This is a genomic window from Brevundimonas intermedia, assembly GCF_027922165.1.
Taxonomy (GTDB): domain Bacteria; phylum Pseudomonadota; class Alphaproteobacteria; order Caulobacterales; family Caulobacteraceae; genus Brevundimonas; species Brevundimonas intermedia.
On sequence record NZ_BSFD01000002.1, the window covers coordinates 841,490 to 858,556 of the forward strand.

Annotated in this window: 14 protein-coding genes; 1 reads left to right on the top strand and 13 read right to left on the bottom strand. The window is 67.7% G+C overall.

What is annotated here, in order from left to right; translation table 11 throughout:
* Positions 1-143 precede the first annotated feature (143 nt).
* Both dnaG and PKE72_RS06645 read right to left on the bottom strand, forming a co-directional pair.
* Positions 144-2,006, bottom strand: a complete 1,863-nt coding sequence (dnaG, locus tag PKE72_RS06640) for a DNA primase (RefSeq protein ID WP_271164580.1) — start codon at positions 2,004-2,006, stop codon at positions 144-146.
* A 282-nt stretch (positions 2,007-2,288) separates the two neighbouring features.
* The gene (locus PKE72_RS06645; RefSeq protein WP_271164581.1) at positions 2,289-3,125 is read right to left on the bottom strand and encodes an LD-carboxypeptidase; all 837 of its coding nucleotides are present in this window, start codon (positions 3,123-3,125) and stop codon (positions 2,289-2,291) included.
* A 70-nt stretch (positions 3,126-3,195) separates the two neighbouring features.
* Here PKE72_RS06645 and PKE72_RS06650 point away from each other — a divergent pair, with 70 nt between their 5' ends.
* On the top strand, positions 3,196-4,602 hold the full coding sequence (locus PKE72_RS06650) for a UDP-N-acetylmuramate--L-alanine ligase (protein ID WP_271164582.1): 1,407 nt from the start codon (positions 3,196-3,198) through the stop codon (positions 4,600-4,602).
* On the opposite strand, the gene PKE72_RS06655 is transcribed toward PKE72_RS06650, so the two are convergent.
* The 11 genes from PKE72_RS06655 to PKE72_RS06705 form a co-directional block, all read right to left on the bottom strand.
* Positions 4,587-5,393, bottom strand: coding sequence for a glycoside hydrolase family 16 protein (locus tag PKE72_RS06655; RefSeq protein ID WP_271164583.1), 807 nt, complete (start codon positions 5,391-5,393; stop codon positions 4,587-4,589). The genes PKE72_RS06650 and PKE72_RS06655 overlap by 16 nt on opposite strands.
* Before the next feature lie 56 nt (positions 5,394-5,449).
* A complete protein-coding gene (locus tag PKE72_RS06660) occupies positions 5,450-6,811 on the bottom strand; it encodes a sulfite reductase subunit alpha (RefSeq protein ID WP_271164584.1) in 1,362 nt (453 codons plus the stop codon).
* The gene (locus PKE72_RS06665; protein ID WP_271164585.1) at positions 6,808-7,902 is read right to left on the bottom strand and encodes an FAD:protein FMN transferase; all 1,095 of its coding nucleotides are present in this window, start codon (positions 7,900-7,902) and stop codon (positions 6,808-6,810) included. The genes PKE72_RS06660 and PKE72_RS06665 overlap by 4 nt, the downstream gene beginning before the upstream one ends.
* 9 nt (positions 7,903-7,911) lie before the next feature.
* Positions 7,912-8,712 (bottom strand): DUF4198 domain-containing protein, encoded by an 801-nt coding sequence (locus PKE72_RS06670; protein ID WP_271164586.1) that lies wholly within the window; start codon positions 8,710-8,712, stop codon positions 7,912-7,914.
* Between the two features lie 11 nt (positions 8,713-8,723).
* The gene (locus PKE72_RS06675) at positions 8,724-9,239 is read right to left on the bottom strand and encodes a DUF2271 domain-containing protein (protein ID WP_271164587.1); all 516 of its coding nucleotides are present in this window, start codon (positions 9,237-9,239) and stop codon (positions 8,724-8,726) included.
* A gap of 20 nt (positions 9,240-9,259) precedes the next feature.
* A complete protein-coding gene (locus PKE72_RS06680) occupies positions 9,260-9,940 on the bottom strand; it encodes a PepSY-associated TM helix domain-containing protein (protein ID WP_271164588.1) in 681 nt (226 codons plus the stop codon).
* A 70-nt stretch (positions 9,941-10,010) separates the two neighbouring features.
* A complete protein-coding gene (locus PKE72_RS06685) occupies positions 10,011-12,068 on the bottom strand; it encodes a TonB-dependent receptor (RefSeq protein WP_271164589.1) in 2,058 nt (685 codons plus the stop codon).
* A 79-nt stretch (positions 12,069-12,147) separates the two neighbouring features.
* Complete coding sequence (locus PKE72_RS06690) at positions 12,148-12,834, bottom strand: Fe2+-dependent dioxygenase (RefSeq protein ID WP_271164590.1); 687 nt, start codon at positions 12,832-12,834, stop codon at positions 12,148-12,150.
* A gap of 73 nt (positions 12,835-12,907) precedes the next feature.
* Positions 12,908-15,274, bottom strand: coding sequence for a TonB-dependent receptor (locus PKE72_RS06695; protein WP_271164591.1), 2,367 nt, complete (start codon positions 15,272-15,274; stop codon positions 12,908-12,910).
* Positions 15,275-15,380: 106 nt separating this feature from the next.
* Positions 15,381-16,163 carry a proteasome-type protease gene (locus PKE72_RS06700; protein WP_271164592.1) on the bottom strand — a complete coding sequence of 261 codons (783 nt, stop codon included), beginning with the start codon at positions 16,161-16,163 and terminating at the stop codon, positions 15,381-15,383.
* A gap of 64 nt (positions 16,164-16,227) precedes the next feature.
* Positions 16,228-17,067 (bottom strand): transglutaminase family protein, encoded by an 840-nt coding sequence (locus PKE72_RS06705; RefSeq protein WP_271164593.1) that lies wholly within the window; start codon positions 17,065-17,067, stop codon positions 16,228-16,230.

Consider the following 17,067-nt stretch of genomic DNA (forward strand, 5'->3'; position numbering starts at 1 on the left):
CGAGGGGCGCATTTGCGGCCTGGAATGGCGCGCCGGACTTTGCCGCCGCCTTCTCGACCTCGCGCACTAAGGCATCATGACCCGATTGCGCCAGATGGCGTCGCAAGCGGGCAGAGTCAAGCGCATCCGCCAATCGACGCGCCTCAGACTAGAGTCGTCCAGAAATCCGGTGCGGCGAACGAGCGTGTTATGGCGTCGCGTTCGGCCTTCAGCCGGATCAGAGCCTCAATGCCCGTACCCTGGCCCAGGTCCTGTTTGGCCGTCTCTATGGCGCGGGACAGGGCGGCCAGATGGGTCATCAGACCGAACACCTTCAGCCATTGGGCGCGCGATTCCGCCACGGTGAGATCGGCCGACAGAAAGGCCGCGCCCGACTTGGACGCCGCCTTTTCGATCTCTTTCAGAAGGAGATCGAAGCCGGAATCGCTCAGCCGATGCCGCACAACGGCCGCGTCCGACGCCTGGCCGGACAGGCGCAGCCGCACCAACTCCTGCGCCAGCCCCTCCAGCGCGGCGTCGCCGAACCCCTGGACGCTGACTTCTTCGAGGTGATCGTCCAACCGCTCGATGTCGTCGATGGCGGCATAGGCCAGGGCCGCCGCCACCGGATTGACGGCGCGGAATAGGGACTGCATCGCCTGAGCGCCCTCGACCGTCTGGCCCAGTTTCGGCGGCGGGCCGAAGCGTCCACGACCCTGGCCCGGCGTCCAGGGCGCGCGCTGCGGGGCGCGCGGAAACAGGGCGTCGAAACGGTCGAACAGGTCGCGGCGATATTGTTCGGCCAGGTCCTTGTCCTGAATGGCCGAGGCGGCGGTCCGCAATCGGGCCTTGAACCCGGCCTTGCGTTCCGGCGTGTCCAGCGGCTCGACGTCCTGCTCGCGGCGGAACAGGACTTCAGCGAAGCCGTGGGTGTCGGCCAGGGCCTGGCGCAGGGCCGGCGCCCCCTTGTCGCGCAGGATGTCGTCGGGGTCTTGCCCCCCGCTCAGCAGCGAGAACCGGAACGACCGCCCCGGCTTCAGCAGCGGCAGCGAGCGTTCGATAGCGCGATAGGCGGCCCGCAGCCCCGCCGCGTCTCCGTCGAAACACAGCACCGGCTCATGACTGACCCGCCACAGCCGCTCCATCTGTTCTTCCGTCAGGGCCGTGCCCATAGGCGCCACGGCCGGCAGGCCCGCGCGCTGGCAGGCGATGACGTCCATATAGCCTTCGACCACGATGATGGCCTGGTTGTTCTTGCTCTCCGCCCCCAGGATGCGCCGCGCCTCGGGCAGGCCGTAAAGCGTCGCGCCCTTGTGAAACAGCGGGCTTTCCGGACCGTTCAGGTATTTGGCCCGGTCGTCGGGGTTCATAGCTCGACCGCCGAAGCTGACGATCCGCCCTCGTGCGTCCAGAATGGGGAACATCAGCCGGTCGCGGAACCGGTCATAGGGCTGCCCCCCGCTGTCGGGCGCGATCAGCAGCCCGGCCTCGACCAGTTCCGCCGGCCGCGCCCCGCGTTGCACCAGGGCCTGTTTCAGCCCCTCGCGGTCATTGGGCGCATAGCCCAGACCGAACCGCTCCCACTGATCTTCGGGCAGCCCGCGTTTCTCGAGGTAGTCGCGCGCCGCCTTGCCCGGCGTACGGCGCAGATTGGCGGCGAACCATTTCTGGGCCAGGTCCATCCAGTCCGACAGACCCTGACGTTTCTGCTCGCGCTCAGCCTCCTTGGGGTCTTCGACAGGAAGCTGCATCCCCGCCTCGCCCGCCAGCCGCTGCACCGCCTCGACGAAGCTCAGCCGCTCGGTCTCTTGCAGGAAGGAGATGATGTCGCCGTGCTTGCCGGACGAGAAGTCGTGGAAGAAACCCTTGTCATCATTAACGAAAAACGACGGCGACTTCTCCTTGGAGAAGGGCGACAGGCCGACATATTCGCGCCCCTGCCGCTTGAGCTTCACCGTCCGCCCGATCACGTCGGACGGGCGAAGGCGGGCCTTCAGTTCATCGATGAATCTTTCGTCGAAGCGCACCCGGCGATCCTTAAGCCCTGCGGCGCTTCACGTCGATGATCGGGCAGGTCGATGATCGGAGAACGATCAGGCGGTTCGTCCGGGCATCCCCCGAAGTCCGAACGAACCGCCGCATCGCAGAAGGCGTAAACCGCAGCGTCCCCCAACGCCTTGGCTTAACGAAGTCCTAACGCCTCGCGGACCGGCATCTGACGTTCACTCGCATCCTCTGTCGAGAGGGCGCCGACCGGCGTGATGCGGATCGTGGCCGGACTGTGTCTTTCTCGCCGCGCCTGGTTTTTGTCACCGGCGTCCGAAGGGCACCACCTTGTTGAAGTGGTCATGCCCAATATCGGCTGAACCTAGGAATTCTATGCCCGACCTCAGGCACCAGTAGCGAACAATCTCATCCGGAGACTGGCCGAAATCGGGATCGTTTGGCGTGACATCTGAAACACGTCCCAGGCGAATTCCGGCCACACGTCGGATAGAGTTCTGACCCGTCAAGTGAAACATCATTCGGTCGATCCGGTAGGCCGCCTCCGACACCTCCTCCAGCATCAGCACATGGCCAGACAGATCGGGCTCAAGGTCCGTGCCCAGCAACTGGTCGATGATGGTCAGGTTGAAGGCGACGGCCGGTCGGGGGTCGGTCGCCAGCGACGGCTCGATCCAGTCCGACCGTCCGGTGGTCAGCCAGGCCAGGGCGCCTTTCGCCGTCGCATCGTCGCGCACCGAATCCGAGGCCATCGGCCCGTGCGCCAGATGTTCGAACCCGGCCTTGTACATTCCCGCCAGCAGGCTGCCGGCGTCGGAATAGCCCAGATAGCGCTTCTTGCGGGCCACGGCGTTCAGGCGCGGTATGACAGACTCAGCGACCCGGCAGGATCCATAGCCGCCGCGCGCGAACCAGATGGCGTCGATGCGCGGGTCGTTGGCGAACTCGACGAAGGCGTCCGCCCGCGCCCGGTCGTCCCCGGCGAAATGGCCGTGCTTGAGAAAACAGGCGGGATGAAACGCCACCACTACGTCGCGGTCGGGATGGTGCTCGGCCATCCAGGCCTCGACGGCGTCGGCCCGCTCTTTCGAGAACCGTGAGCTGGCGCAGACCACGCCGATCTTGAAGCTGTTGCTCGTCACGTCCGTCTTCTTCGTCGAATATTGCAATCCGCCTCTGGCGGATCGGCCCGATCCCCTGTTCTAAGGGGGCATGAACCAAGACGCCTCCTATTTCTTCTGCGGCATCGGCGGGTCGGGCATGCTGCCCCTGGCCCTGATCGTCCAGGCCCAGGGCCACCGTATCGAAGGCTCCGACCGGGCGCTGGACCAGGGCCGCACGCCCGAGAAGTTTGACTGGCTGCGCGCCCACGGCGTGACCCTTCACCCTCAGGACGGATCGGGCGTGACCCGCGCCGCCCAGACCGTCGTCGCGACCGGCGCGATTGAAGAGACTGTGCCCGATATCGGCGCTGCCCGTCGCGTCGGCGCCGTCATCAAGACCCGGCCCCAGTTGCTGAGTCAGCGGTTCAACGCCGCCCCGACCTCGGTCGGCGTGGCGGGCACCAGCGGCAAGTCCACCATCACCGGCATGATCGCTTGGATCCTGAGCCAGACCGACCGCAATCCCACCGTCGTCAACGGGGCGGTGATGAAGAATTTCGCAGACGCAGACCATCCCTTCGCCAGCGCCTTGGTCGGCGGGCCGGACCTTTTCGTGGCTGAGGTGGACGAGTCCGACGGCTCCATCGCCGGCTATGACCCCACCGTCGCCGTCGTCTCCAACATCTCGCTGGATCACAAGTCGATGGAGGAGTTGCGCGACCTGTTCGGCGGCTTCACCGGCCGCGCGACCACGGCGGTGCTGAACCTCGACAATCCCGAGACGGCGGCCCTGGCCCAGACGCTTCCGGCCGACAGGGCGATCACCTTCGCCCTGGGCGAGGAAAAGGCAGACCTGTCCGCCCATGACCTGCTCCCCCTGCCGACCGGCATGAAGTTCCGCCTGATCGAGGGCTGGAGCGAATATGACGTCGTCCTGAACGTCCCCGGCGCCCACAATGTCGCCAATGCCCTGGCGGCGCTGGGCGCGACCAAGGCCCTGAGCGTGCCGACAAGCCAGGCGGTCAAGGCGCTGGAGAGCTTCGCCGGCATCCGTCGCCGGATGGAGGTGGTCGGGACCGTCAACGACATCACCGTCATCGACGACTTCGCCCATAACCCGGACAAGATCGCCGCCACGCTCAAGACCCTGCACGCCTTCGACGGCCGCTTGCTGATTCTGTTTCAGCCCCACGGCTTCGGCCCGCTGAAACTGATGCGGCAGGAGTTCATCGACGGCTTCGCCGGCCTGATGCGTCCCGACGACGTCCTTTTGATGCCTGAACCGGTCTATTACGGCGGCACCACCGACCGCAGCGTGGGCTCAGAAGACATCGCCTCGGGCGTCCGCGGCGCCGGTCGTCAGGCAGAGGCCCTGCCCGACCGCGCTGCTTGTGGCGACCGGATTGTGGAAATGGCGCAACCGGGGGACCGGATCATCGTCATGGGCGCCCGCGACGACACCCTGTCCAGCTTCGCGGCTGACCTGCTGGGCCGACTGGGTCAGTCGGCAGGCTGATAGACCCGGACGTAGTCGACCTCCATCCTCTGAGGGAAGACGGCGTCGTCGACGCCCTCCTCGCCGCCCCAGGTTCCGCCCACGGCGACGTTCAGGATCAGATGGAACGGCTTGTCGAACGGCCAGGTCTCCACATCGCGCGCCTGATCGTTGGTGAAGCGGTGGAAGGGTTGGTCATCGATCAGGAAAACGATCTCGTCCGGCGTCCAGCGCACCTGATAGCGGTGAAAGGCGTCGCAGGCGTCCGCGACCTGGCGCGTCGCCGTGCTCTGGGTGCCCTTCACGTGGTTGTAGGCCTCGGTGTGGATCGAGCCGTGCACAACGCCGGGGCGATGGCCGACGTGCTCCATGATGTCGATCTCGCCGCCGATGGGCCAGCCGGCCGCCTTTTCGGGCAACATCCAGATGGCCGGCCAGCTGCCGCGTCCACAAGGGATCTTGGCGCGCGTCTCGATGAAACCGCGTGACCAGGCGGCCGTCGAGATCATCCGCGCCGAGGTGTAGGCCTGTCCACCCCAGTCGGCCGGGGGCGGGTCGAGGATCTCTCGCCGCGCCTCGATGATCAGCACGCCGTCCTCGATGCGGGCGTTCTCAGGCCGCGCGGCGGAATAGTACTGCAGCTCCTCGTTATACCAGCCGGTCTTGTTGGCCTGGGTGTCGTATCGCCACTTCGAGGCGTCGGGCAGGCCATCGCCAGAGAATTCGTCGGACCAGGTCAGGGCGTATCCAGCCGGAGCGGCGGGCGTTTGCGGCAGGGTCGAAAGCGCTGCCGCCAGCAGCATGGAAATCATCGGTTCCTCCCTTTCTTTGCCCCATTGATGGCAGGAAGGTCCGGCGGGCGGCAGCCCTAATAGACGTCGCGGCGGTAACGACCGGTTTCGAGCAGGTCCAGCAGGGCCTCGGCGCCCAAGGCGGTCTCCAGCGCCGCGTGAACGCCTGCGGCCATGCCCTCCAGACTGCCGCAGACATGGATGGTGGCGCCGCGACCGATCCAGTCCCGCAGTTCGTCCCCCGCCCCGGCGACCAGATCCTGCACATAGCGGCCGTCGCCCGCATCGCGCGAGAAGGCGCGGTCCAGCCGCCGCAGCACGCCCGACCCCAGCCACCCCTGAAGCTCGGCGTCGAAGAAGGCGTCGTGCGCCCGCGTCCGTTCGCCGAACAGCAGCCAGGCCCCGCCCCCCGCCGCCGTCCGCGCCTTCAGATGCGCCCGCAGCCCCGCGATCCCCGTGCCGTTGCCGATCAGGATCATCGGCGTCTCGTTCGCCGGCCCATGGAAGCTGCGGTTGGTCCTCAGCCGCATGCCGATCTTGTCGCCGAGCGCCAGATCTTGGGTCAGCCAGCCGGACGCCAGACCCGGCGTCCCATCCGGATGGCGCATCAGGCGGATCAGGCATTCGACCCGTCCGTCCGACGGCAGGGAGGCGATGGAATATTCGCGCGCGCCCGGCGTCGCCCCGTCGCGTTCTGGCAGGCCGACCTCGGCGATATCGCCCGCCGCCCAGTCCGGCGCCGACCCGACCGCCTCAAACGCCAGGTGATAGGCCGCCCCGCCGGGACTGCCCGGATTGACCAGGGTCCGCTCGACCAGCCGCCACGGATAGAAGGCCGCCGGCGCCCAGTCGGGGGCCCCGACGCTGCCGGTGATCTGGTTCAGCTGGTGTTGCCAATGGCGGATCGCCCCGGCCTCGCCGTTGTCGACTTCGACCGTATCGAACAGGGGCTCGGCGCCCGATCGCCGCAACCAGCCGTCCACCACATGACCGAAGCCGCAGAACTGGTCATAGCTGCGGTCGCCTAGGGCCAGCAGCCCGAACCGCAAACCCGCCAGGTCCGCACCCTCGCCCATCAGCTTGCGCACGAACCGGGCTGCAGTGTCGGGCGGATCGCCCTCGCCGGTCGTTGAGACGATCAGCAGGGCTCGCCCCGCCGCCTTTAGGGCCGCCAGATCCAGATCGGCGAACGACAGCACCCGCGCCCCGACCCCGCCGTCCTGCAAGGCCTTGGCCGTCATCCAGGCCAGCTCCTCGGCGAATCCCGTCTGGCTGGCGAAGGCGACCAGGACCGCCTCCCCCGGCCCGGCCATCGCGTCCGACCATGCGCGGGCCGCCGCCTTCACCCGGCGCTCGCGCCAGACGACGAAGCCCGTCAGGACCAGCCACAGGGCTGCCGCCCCGGCGGCCCAGAGCCAACGCGTCGGCTCGCCTGTCACCAGGGCTCTTCCATCATGGCGGCCAAGGCCGGCGTCATTCGTTCCACCGGCCCGCGCGGCGTCCGCTCGACGAACAGGGCCGCCAGACCGATCGCCTCGGCATGTTCAGGCCCGTCGAACGGCCCCATGACCGTCAGGGCGGTGGCGTAGGCGTCCGCCTTCATGGCCGAAGAGTGCAACACCGTCACCGAGGCCACGGCGTTGGTCACCGGCCGCCCGGTCGAACCGTCGATGGTGTGCGGATAGACCCGTCCGTTATGTTCGAAGGCGCGGCGGTAGTCGCCGCTGGTGGCCATGGCCATTTCGTACAGCGCGGCCACCGTGCGCGGCTCGGTCGAGCCCTCGACCCGCTCGATCTCGACCCACCAGGGCTGGGCGTCCGGCTTGACTCCGCGCCCCTTCAGTTCGCCGCCGATCTCGACCAGGTGCGAGGTCGCGCCGATGGCGGTCAGCCGGTCCGAGACTCGGTCCACGGCATAGCCCTTGGCGATACCGGAGAAATCCAGCCGCATCCCGCCCATCTGCATCAGGCCCCGCGCCTCGCGGTTCATCCTCAGCCGGCGCCAGCCCGACACCGCCAGCGCCGCCTCGACCTCTTCGTCGGACGGCACCGGCAGAAGCGCGCTGCGTGGTCCCGGCGGGCCGAACCCCCACAGATCGACCAGGGCGCCCAGGGTCGGATCGACGGCGCCATTGGTCTCGTCGCCCAGGTCCATAGCCGCGTCCAACAGGCCCCAGAAGGTCTCCGACACCGACCACATGCCTTCGGGCGCGGCGTTGAAGCGGCTGATCTCGCTGTTCGGCTCCCAGGGGCTGAAAGCGGCGATGACGGCCGCCAGCTCCTGTTCGATAGCCGCCCGCGCCTCGACCGGCCCCAGCAGGGGCGGACCGATCAGGCGCACGCTCCAGGTCGTGCCCATGGTTTCGCCGTCCAGCGCCAAAACCACGTCGCCGGGCGGACGGGGCGGAACCCCGTCCATGGGCGGAATCAGAACCCGGTTGTCAGCGCGGTCCGCAAGCGGAAACCGGTCGCCGAGCGAGACCGTGGGCGGGGCGGCGCGGGATCCGCGCGAGAAGGGACTGTCAGACATGCCCGTGGCTTAGGGCAGGACTTCCATCACCGCCACATAGCTGGCGTTCGAACCGAGCGCCTCGCCCTGGGCCGGCGCGCGGACCGAGGCGTTCAGCCAGTACATGCCGGCTTCCGGCCAAGTCACGGTGAAGGCGCCGTCGGCGCCGGTCTTGACCGTCATTTCCTCGGGATTGTCGCGATAGCGCACGCCGCCGCGGGCAATAGTGACCTCCAGATCGGCGGCCGGTTGCCCGTCCTTGACCAGTTTGAAGGTCGCGGCCTCGCCGGCGGCCAGGTCATTGGGATGGGTCACGGGAACCAGCTCCAGCCCCTCGCCCGTCGGCTTGAACACGCCGTCGGTGGCATTGTTCAAGGTGACGAAGGTTTCGATCCGGCTGGCGGTGCGGGTCGCCTGCACCTCGGTGGCGCCTTCGGGCAGAGCGGCCGGATACTCGGCCGCCGAACCGCGCCAGCGCTTCTGTTCGCCGTTCAGCTTGTAGCTGGCCATGACGCCGCCCATCACATTGGCGACCTTGTAGGTGCCGTTCTGCGTCAGATGGACGTCGAAGGTGGTGCGGTACTGGCCCTGCATCAGGTGCTCGGGCTGAACGGCCGAGCCGTCCGGCGCCGTCACCACCAGGCCGTTCATGCGCATGGCGGCGTGGTCGGGGATGAAGACCCCGTTCGACATGCCGGCGTCGAACCCGACCCAGGCGTCATTGCCCGACAGGCTGGTCGAGGTCGGCGCCATCCAGGCGCGGTGAGCCTGGGCGGCCATGGGCGCGGCCAGGGCGGCGGCGAAGGCCAGAAGCGTGATCGTCTTTTTCATGGGTCTGTTCCTCAGCGAGAGACGGTGACGCGCACTGCGCCCAGTTCGGTGGAGCCTGAAGCATTGGCGGTGTTGGCGCCGCCCCAACGGAAGGGTACGCGCACGACTTCACGGCCGCCCAGTTCGCGCGCCGCCTCGACGACGACCGTATATTGGCCGGGTTGCAGGCCGCGCAGGCGGGCGGCGGGCACGGTGACGGTCTGACGCCCCGGCGCGCGGGTGGCGCCCGAAACGCCGTCGGCCGGCAGGCTCATGGCCCGGCCGCCCTTGCGCCACCAGGTGCGCAGATCCTTCAGCCAGTCCTTGCCGTCGCCCTCGTTGTTGCGCGTCTGCTGGTACCAGACGGCCAGGGTCTGGACCGCCGTCTGGTCCGGCCGCTCGATCCACACCGCCACATAGGGCCGGTGATAGGAGGCGGTGTTCAGCCGCGGCACATCGACGGTGACCGACAGGTCCGCCGCCAGGGCCGGCGCGGCGGCGGCCAGGGAAAGCCCGGCCGTGGTGATGACGATGGGAAGCAGGCGCATCCGGAAAACTCTCACGAAGTTCAATGAATGAAGATCAGGGCGATGACGACGGGGATAAGCAGGCCCAGGGCCGCCAGCGGCCAGGTGGACGGCCGCCCCTTGGCGTGCAGCCACATCAGGCCCAGCCCCGTCAGGGCGAAGATCACGCAGGCGACTGCGAAGACGTCGATGAACCAGAACCAGACGCCGCCGGCGTTGCGGCCCTTGTGCAGGTCGTTCAGGTAGGCGATCCAACCCCGCGTGGTCTTCTCGTGCAGAACATCGCCCGTCGAGCGGTCGATGGTCACCCACCCATCGCCGCCGGGCGTGGGCAGGGCCACATAGATTTCCTCGGCCGTGGTCTCGGTCGGCTTGCCGGCGATCTCGGCCTTCAGCGTCTGCGCCGACCAGCGGGCGACGGCGTCGGGGACGGGATCGGTTGTCTCCTCGGGGAAGTCCGCCAGTCGCTCGACCAGGGGCGCAGGCAGGGCCGCGGTCTGTTCGACCGTCACCGGATCGGCGGGGATCGAGGCCGCGTGGTTCAGGGTGATGCCGGTGAAGGCGAACAGGAGCAGGCCGACCAGACTGACCGCCGCCGAAATCCAGTGCCAGGAATGAAGCTGTTTCAGCCAGAAGGACCGCGCGCCGTTCAGCGCCGCCTTGGGCTTCTTCGAGCCCTTGGCGGGGGGCTCGACCTGATGTTGTGCGGCGAGTTCGGTCACAAGGTGGCTGTGCCACTGTTGCGAACCGTTTTCAATAGCAGTCCGTGCGACGAAATCGCCGCACCGAGCGTCAGTAGCTGAATCTCACGCCTGCCCGCAACGTGCGCGGCGGAGCGTAGCCGGCGACATCGGTTCCGGTCATCGACACCTCGACCTCTTCATCAAAGGCGTTATCCAGGGCGGCCCAGATCATGACGCCCTCGCGCGCCGCCCATTCCGCCCGGGCGTCCAGGGTCACGGCGGCGTCCAGCGACCGGCTGTTCAGATCATCGTCGAACCGCGCCGATTCATAGCGCGCGGCCAGGCCCAGGGTCAGGCGCTCGGTCGCCCGCCAGTCCAGGCCCGCCGTCGCGCTCCACTCCGGCGCCTGGGCCGGCCGCAGGCCGGTCAGCTGCGGCGCCGCGGTCCCGCCGTCCACCTCGGCGTCCGTCCACGACAGGGCGGCGTTCAGCGACAGGGCCTCGGTCGCCTGGACCGATCCGTTCAGCTCGACGCCCCAGGCCTCGATGGTCCCGGCGTTCTGGCGCTGGCGCAGCACGCCCCCGGCCGGCACGAAGCCCGCGCGGGGGAAGGTGCCCGGCCCTTCGCCGATGGTGACGTTGACGATGGCGTCCTCGATCTCGTTCCAGAAGACCGTCGCCCCCCAGGCGATCCCGTCCCGGTCGAAGGCCAGACCCGTCTCGATCCCGCGCAGGGTCTCGGGCTCCAGCGCAGAATTGGCCTCTGTGATGTCATTGCCGACCCGGAACGGCCGGTGCAGTTCGTTGAGCGTCGCCGGCCGGAAACCGGAATAGGCCGCCGCCCGCCAGGCGTAGCCGGCGCCCAGAAGGCTGCTCAGATCGCGTCGCGCCGCCAACCGCGCGCTGAACACCTCGCCCGACCGGTCTTCGTCCATCTCGTCCAGGATGGGAGCGCCGGTCGCCAGCGTGTATTCGTAGCGGAAGCCCGCCTCGTTCTTCCACTGGTCGTAACGCAGCCCGCCCGCGACCAACCAGGCGCCGTCGGTCCACGACCCGTCCACATAGGCCCCGGCCACCGACGTCTCCCCGCCCGCCCGTCGTCCCCGGGCGAAGCCTGCGCCGGTGGGATTGCTGAAGAACTCGTTGGTCTCGCCCTCGTTGAACCGCGCGTCGGCCCCGACCTCCCACTCCAGCCGTCCGCCAGCGAAGTCGGACACGCGGCGGCGCAGGGCCGCGTTCAGCCCCCAGCCCGTCGCCGGAGTCCTGTACTGATCATTGGCCGGGGTCGTGGTTGATCGATCCGCCGCCACCGAGGCCGAGGTATTGGCGAAATCGCTCTCGATCCGCCAGGCCTGCAGCCGCCAGCCGTATCCGTCGACGGGCGGCGCCTTGGCCGCCGTGGCGCTCAGACTGTGGCCGCTGGCGTTGGAGCGGGTGTTCAGCAGGCCGGACCCGCGATCCTCCTCCCAGGTCGCCGCCCGCAGCGACAGGTTCGCCCCTTCGAGATTGAGCCCGTCCAGCGGCGCATCGACCCGCAGGGCGGCGCTGCGGCTGTCCAGGTCCAGCGGCGTATCCGCCGCCCCGGCCGCCGATCCACGCACCGGCGTATAGCCGTCGCTGGTCTCGTACAGGCCCGACAGGGTAACACCGACCGGTCCCAGCATCGTCGATCCCGAGCCCGCCGCCCGCGCACCGCCGCGCTCGCCGACCGAGAGGTCCAACACTCCGCCGCGGTCCCTTTCCGTCAGGCCGATGGCGCCTGTCAGTGCGCCGGCGCCGTAGGGTCCCGCCCCTGCGCCACGCACGATATCCACCCGCTCCAAGGATTCCGGCGCGACCTGGGACCAGATGACCCAGCCCCCGAACGGATCGTTCAGAGGAACCCCGTCTAGCGTGACCAGGGTCCGGCCCGCGCCCGACGGCGCGATGGCCCGCAGCGAAATCCCCTGGGTCGTCGGATTGGCGGCCAGACTGGACGTCCGCCGAAACAGAGACACCGCCGGCACGGTCCGCAAGGCCTCGTCCAGCCGCGTCGAACGCTCCAGCACGGCCTGATCCAGCCGCACCACCGAAAAGGCGGCGTCGGCGGCGGCAGGCGGAAGCCGGGCGGCCGTCACCGTGATTTCGGAAAGCTGGGCGGGCGGTGCGGGGGGCGCGTCTTGGAACATCCCGGTCACAATAGACCAGCTTCGCCTTGGTTCACCCCCGCCGCCTTATAAAGCGGACTGCGCCCCCCGGGTCACAGCGTCACACCTCGGACCAACGCCGCAGCAGGTTGTGATAGACTCCCGTCAGCTCGATCACCGCCTGATCCTTCGGTCCCTTCTCTCGCGCCACGCGCTGGGTCGCGACGTCTAGGCGGAACAGCATCTCGCGGTCGCCGTCGTCGCGGATCAGGCTCTGCATCCACATGAAGGACGAGACCCGCGCCCCGCGCGTCACCGGCATGACCTTATGAAGGCTCTTGGACGGATACAGCACTAGGTCCCCGGCCGGCAGCTTGACCGACTGCGGCCCGTACATCTCCTCGATGATCAGCTCCCCGCCGTCATAATCCTCGGGTTCGGACAGGAACAGGGTCGCCGACAGGTCGCTGCGGATGCGGATCGAACCGCCGCCGCGCTGTTGCCGGATGGCGTTGTCCACGTGCAGCCCGAACTCGCCCCCGCCCTCGTAGCGATTGAACAGCGGCGGAAAGATCGTGTGCGGCAGGGCGGCGGCGACGAACATCGGATTGGCGTTCAGCGCCTGAACCACCAGGGCCGAAACCTCCCGGGCCACGTCCGAGTCTTCCGGCAGTTGCTGGTTCCGCTTCGCCGTCGCCGACTGATGGCCCGACGTCATATTGCCGTCGGCCCAGGGTCCGGCGTCCAGCCGCTCGCGCAGCGCCTTCACTTCAACCTTGGAGAAGACTTCGGGAATCTGCAGCAGCACGACAGGTCTCGCTGAATAGAAAACGGCCCCGCCGGAAGGACGGGGCCGTCAGGATAGGCCGGGGATCGGGCCTTTAGAAGCGCAGGTTCAGCGCCAGGATCGCCTGCCGCGCCGGGGCGACGTCGGCGTGGTGAACCCCGTTGGTGCGGATGATATATTCCTCGTCCGTCAGGTTCTTCACGTTCAGCTGCAGGCTGGCGCGATCCGTCAGATCATAAGAGGCGAAGGCGTCCACACGGGTCCATTCCGGGGCAAAGACGCGGTTGTTGCCGCCGCCCGCGCCGCCCTGGTTCCCGCCGAAGGAGTCGGAGGTGTAATAGACGCCGCCGCCAAGGGTCAGCTTGCGCGTGACGCGGTAGGTGCTGAACAGGCTGGCGGTATGTTCGGGCGTATTGGCCAGAGAATCGCCTTCGAAGGCGCTGGGCGTGCAGACCGGCGGCGTCACCGTGTTATCGACCGTGCAGGCGCCCTTCACCAGTTCGGAGTCCATATAGGTATAGCCGCCGAACACCGTCCAGGCCGGGGTGATGCTGCCGGAAACGCCCAGTTCCAGACCACGGACCTCCACTTCGCCGACCTGCTCATAATCACCGACGTCGACCAGGATGGCGGCGTTCTTGCGCGTCGTCTGGAACAGTGCGGCCGACAGGGCCAGTCGGTCGTTGAAGACATTGGCCTTGGCGCCGATCTCGAAGCTTTCGCTGTCTTCGGGATCCAGAACCGTATTCGCCAAATCGCCCGTCCCTGTACCGCCGGAGGCGTTTTGATCTCCCGCCGAGATGGTCGGCGGTGTCGAGGAGGTGGACCAGGAGGCGTAGACACTGCTGCTCGCCGTCGGCTTGAACACTAGGCCGACTTGATAGTTGGTGAACTCCCAGGTGCGCTTGGGCACGGACGTATAGCCCGTCGTCGTCCAGACGCCGGCCGACTGGTTCGCCGTCGCATTGACGCCGCTCACCGAATACTGATCCCAGCGCACGCCCAGGTTCAGGATCAGGCGCTCCGTCAGGGTGATGCTGTCGTTCGCATAGACGCCGATGGTCTCGGTCGTGTTCGAGCTGGTCGGCCCCCGGTTGATCACGCCGGTCCAGGCGTCATCGGCGTTCGGGCTATAGACCGGGGTGCAGTCGTCAGCGCCCAGCGCGCTCGCCGCCGTCGGGCGAGATCCCGAGACCGTGGTCAGGCCCGTCGGGCAGGCCGCGCCCGAGGTGGTGTAGGTCGAATAGGTGGCGTTGCGGTTCCGCTCGCGCGACAGTTCCACGCCGACGTCATAGCTGTGCTTGATCGAACCGGTGGCGAACTGACCGTATACGTCGGTCACATTGGCCAGGGTGGTGACCGGGTTCCAGCGGGTCTTGGTGCCCCGCTTCATCCAGTAGGTCCCGTCGGCCGCCCGCCCCACATAGCCGCCGTCGCCGGGGTTGGTGACGATATAGTCGTTCAGGGTCTCGGAATAGCGGCTGACGTTGCGGATCGTGGCCACATCATTGAGGCGATGCTCGGCCTTGAAGGTGAAGGTGTCCACCTCATTGGTCAGGTAGTCGCGATCCTTGACGCCGTAGAAGCTGTCGTACGGCACATCCAGAATGCCGCTGTCGGTCGTGCGCACCCCGATCTTGGTGAACAACGGGATGCCGTAGTCCGGCATCTGGTCGCTGGTCAGGTGATAATAGCTGAACACCATCGACGACGGCGTGCCCAGGCCGGCGCCCAGGCTGATCGCCGCGCCCCATTTGTCGTAATCGACGCTGTCGCGACCGGGCACATCGCCCTGCGCGCCCATCAGATTGACCCGCAACGCCGCCGTCTCGCCCAACGGCATGTTGCTGTCGATCGTGCCGCGTAGATAGGAGTCCGTGCCGACGCTGGCGCCGATGTTGGTGAACTCGTTCAGTTGGGGCGCCTTGGAGCCGAGATTGATGCTGCCGCCGCCGGAGCCCCGGCCCGAATAGACCGCATCAGGCCCCTTGATGACTTCGACCTGCTCCAGGTTGAAGACTTCGCGTTGCTGGCCGCCTGTGTCGCGCAGGCCGTCGACGAAGATGTTGTTGCCCGACGACTGGCCCCGGATGAAGGGCCGGTCCGCCAACGGCTGCCCGCCTTCCCCCGCGCCGAAAGTGATGCCGGGCGAGTTCATCAACACATCCTGCAGCGACGACGCCGCCGTTTGTTCGATGATCTGCTGCGGAATGATCGTCACCGCGCGCGGCGTGTCCAGCAGGGGTGCGACGAACTCGGGGCTTTGCGGCTCGCGCTTCTTGAGTTGGCCGTTGACGTTGATCGTCCCAAGATTGGCCGGCTGCTGCTGTTGGTCGGCGGTGACGACCACGCCGTCCTCGGCGGGAACCTCGGCGGCCAGGGCCGGCGCGGCCACCAGCATTCCGGCGGCGCTGGAAGCGAACAGGAGAGAACGAAGCGCGGCGGCGCGGGACTCGGACATAGTGAGGCGACCTTTTGGCCTGATTTTGCGATGCGGTCGCAATAGAGCGCTTCACAGTGTCGCACAAGCACAATTGCGACTTAATCGCATCATGATCAGAAGGGCGTCAGGTCACGGCCTTCATTCGCGCCGTTTTCGTCGGCGTCAGGTCCAGCCAAGTGGGATCCGGCATGGCCTTGTGCGCCGCCGCCAGGGCTTCGGACCAGCGCCGGCCCAGGTCGCGGAAATAGGGATCGTCCGCATCGATGCGCCGCTCCATCCCGGTCAGACCATCACGCGGAATGACGATCAGATCCAGCGGCGGCCCCACGGCGATATTGGAGCGAATGGTCGAGTCGAACGAGATCAGCCCCAGTTTCACCGCCTCGGACAGGGGGGTGTAGTCATGCAGGGCGCGGTCCAGGATCGGCTTGCCGTATTTCAGCTCGCCGATCTGAAGATAGGGGGTGTCGGCCCCGCATTCGATGAAATTGCCCTGACCATAGATCAGATACAGGCCCATCTTGCCCCCGCCGATCTGGCCGCCCAGCAGCATGGAGGCGTTGACGTTCAGGGCGTCGGCGGTGGGCGAGGCCGGGGTGTTGATCGTGGCCCGCACCATGGCCATGGCGTGCCCCAGGATCTGGGCGGCGCGGAACAGGCTGGGCGCGGTCTCCAGCGTCTCCGGCCCGGTCGAGTCGGGCAGTTTCACCCCCTCGGCCACCATCGCCAGGGCCGTCTGCGTGACCGACAGATTGCCGGCCGTCGCCACGGCCAGGATCCGCTCGCCCGGCGTCTTGAACACGTGCAACTTGCGATAGGACGAGATGTTGTCCACGCCCGCATTGGTGCGGGTGTCGGCGATCATCGCCAACCCCTCCTCCACCAGCATGCCTACGCAATAGGTCACTTGCCTCTATCCGCTCCCCGTTTCGCGAATCGTTCGACGCTAACAGATTCCTGCGTCATGGCGATCAGGACCATCCCCGGCTCTGATGTTGTTGCTGGCTCTGTTGCACAGGCCGCACATGAAGCGCGACCGTCAGGCTGCCGACCCCGCCGCCGTAGCTTGTGCCCCGGATCGGCGTCGCGCCCAGAGCGTCCAGGCCTGTGGCGATGCGGACATAGTTGTCGGTCGGGCAGATGCCGTTGGCCGCGTCGAACCCGACCCAGCCCAACCCCTCGATCCAGGCTTCGGCCCAGGCGTGGGCGGCGTCCTGATCGTGCTGACCGTCCGACCGGTTCAGGTGGCCGGAGACGTAGCGGGCCGGCACGCCCAGGGTTCGGGCGCAGGCGATGAAGATCTGGGCGTGGTCCTGGCAGACGCCCCGCCGGATGTCGAAGGCCTCGGCCGCCGTATGGGTGGCGGACGTCGCCCCGACCTCGAAAGCCACCCCGCCGTGGATCGCCCCCATCAGCCGGTGCATCCGCTCCAGCGGCGCGCCCTCGCCGATCTCTCGCGCGAACTCGACCAGGGCGGGATTGGCCTGGGTCAGGCGGGTGTCGCGCAGATACACGCCCGGCTGCAGCCGCTCGTTCTGGCCGCGGATCACCCCGCCGGTGTCCACGGTCGAAACCTCGCCCGTCACCCGGATGGTCAGGGCGTCGGTCGGGCGCTCGGTATAGAGGCTGTGAACAATATTGCCGAAGGCGTCCTCGCTGCGCCGAAGCCGGGCGTCGACGTCGGTCTCGATGCGCCATTCGCGCACCTGCTGGCTCTCACACGACTTGGGCGTCAGCCGCAGCATCTGCACGATGAACCGCGCCGGGCGGGCGTAGGCGTAGCGGGTGGAGTGATCGATCCGGATCCGCAT

Excerpts from the sequence above, each read along its gene's own strand:
- PKE72_RS06650 (WP_271164582.1), top strand. The coding sequence starts at position 3,196 with ATGAACCAAGACGCCTCCTATTTCTTCTGCGGCATCGGCGGGTCGGGC.
- PKE72_RS06655 (WP_271164583.1), bottom strand. The coding sequence starts at position 5,393 with ATGATTTCCATGCTGCTGGCGGCAGCGCTTTCGACCCTGCCGCAAACG.
- PKE72_RS06665 (WP_271164585.1), bottom strand. The coding sequence starts at position 7,902 with ATGTCTGACAGTCCCTTCTCGCGCGGATCCCGCGCCGCCCCGCCCACG.
- PKE72_RS06670 (WP_271164586.1), bottom strand. The coding sequence starts at position 8,712 with ATGAAAAAGACGATCACGCTTCTGGCCTTCGCCGCCGCCCTGGCCGCG.
- PKE72_RS06675 (WP_271164587.1), bottom strand. The coding sequence starts at position 9,239 with ATGCGCCTGCTTCCCATCGTCATCACCACGGCCGGGCTTTCCCTGGCC.
- PKE72_RS06685 (WP_271164589.1), bottom strand. The coding sequence starts at position 12,068 with ATGTTCCAAGACGCGCCCCCCGCACCGCCCGCCCAGCTTTCCGAAATC.
- PKE72_RS06695 (WP_271164591.1), bottom strand. The coding sequence starts at position 15,274 with ATGTCCGAGTCCCGCGCCGCCGCGCTTCGTTCTCTCCTGTTCGCTTCC.
- PKE72_RS06705 (WP_271164593.1), bottom strand. The coding sequence starts at position 17,067 with ATGCGGATCCGGATCGATCACTCCACCCGCTACGCCTACGCCCGCCCG.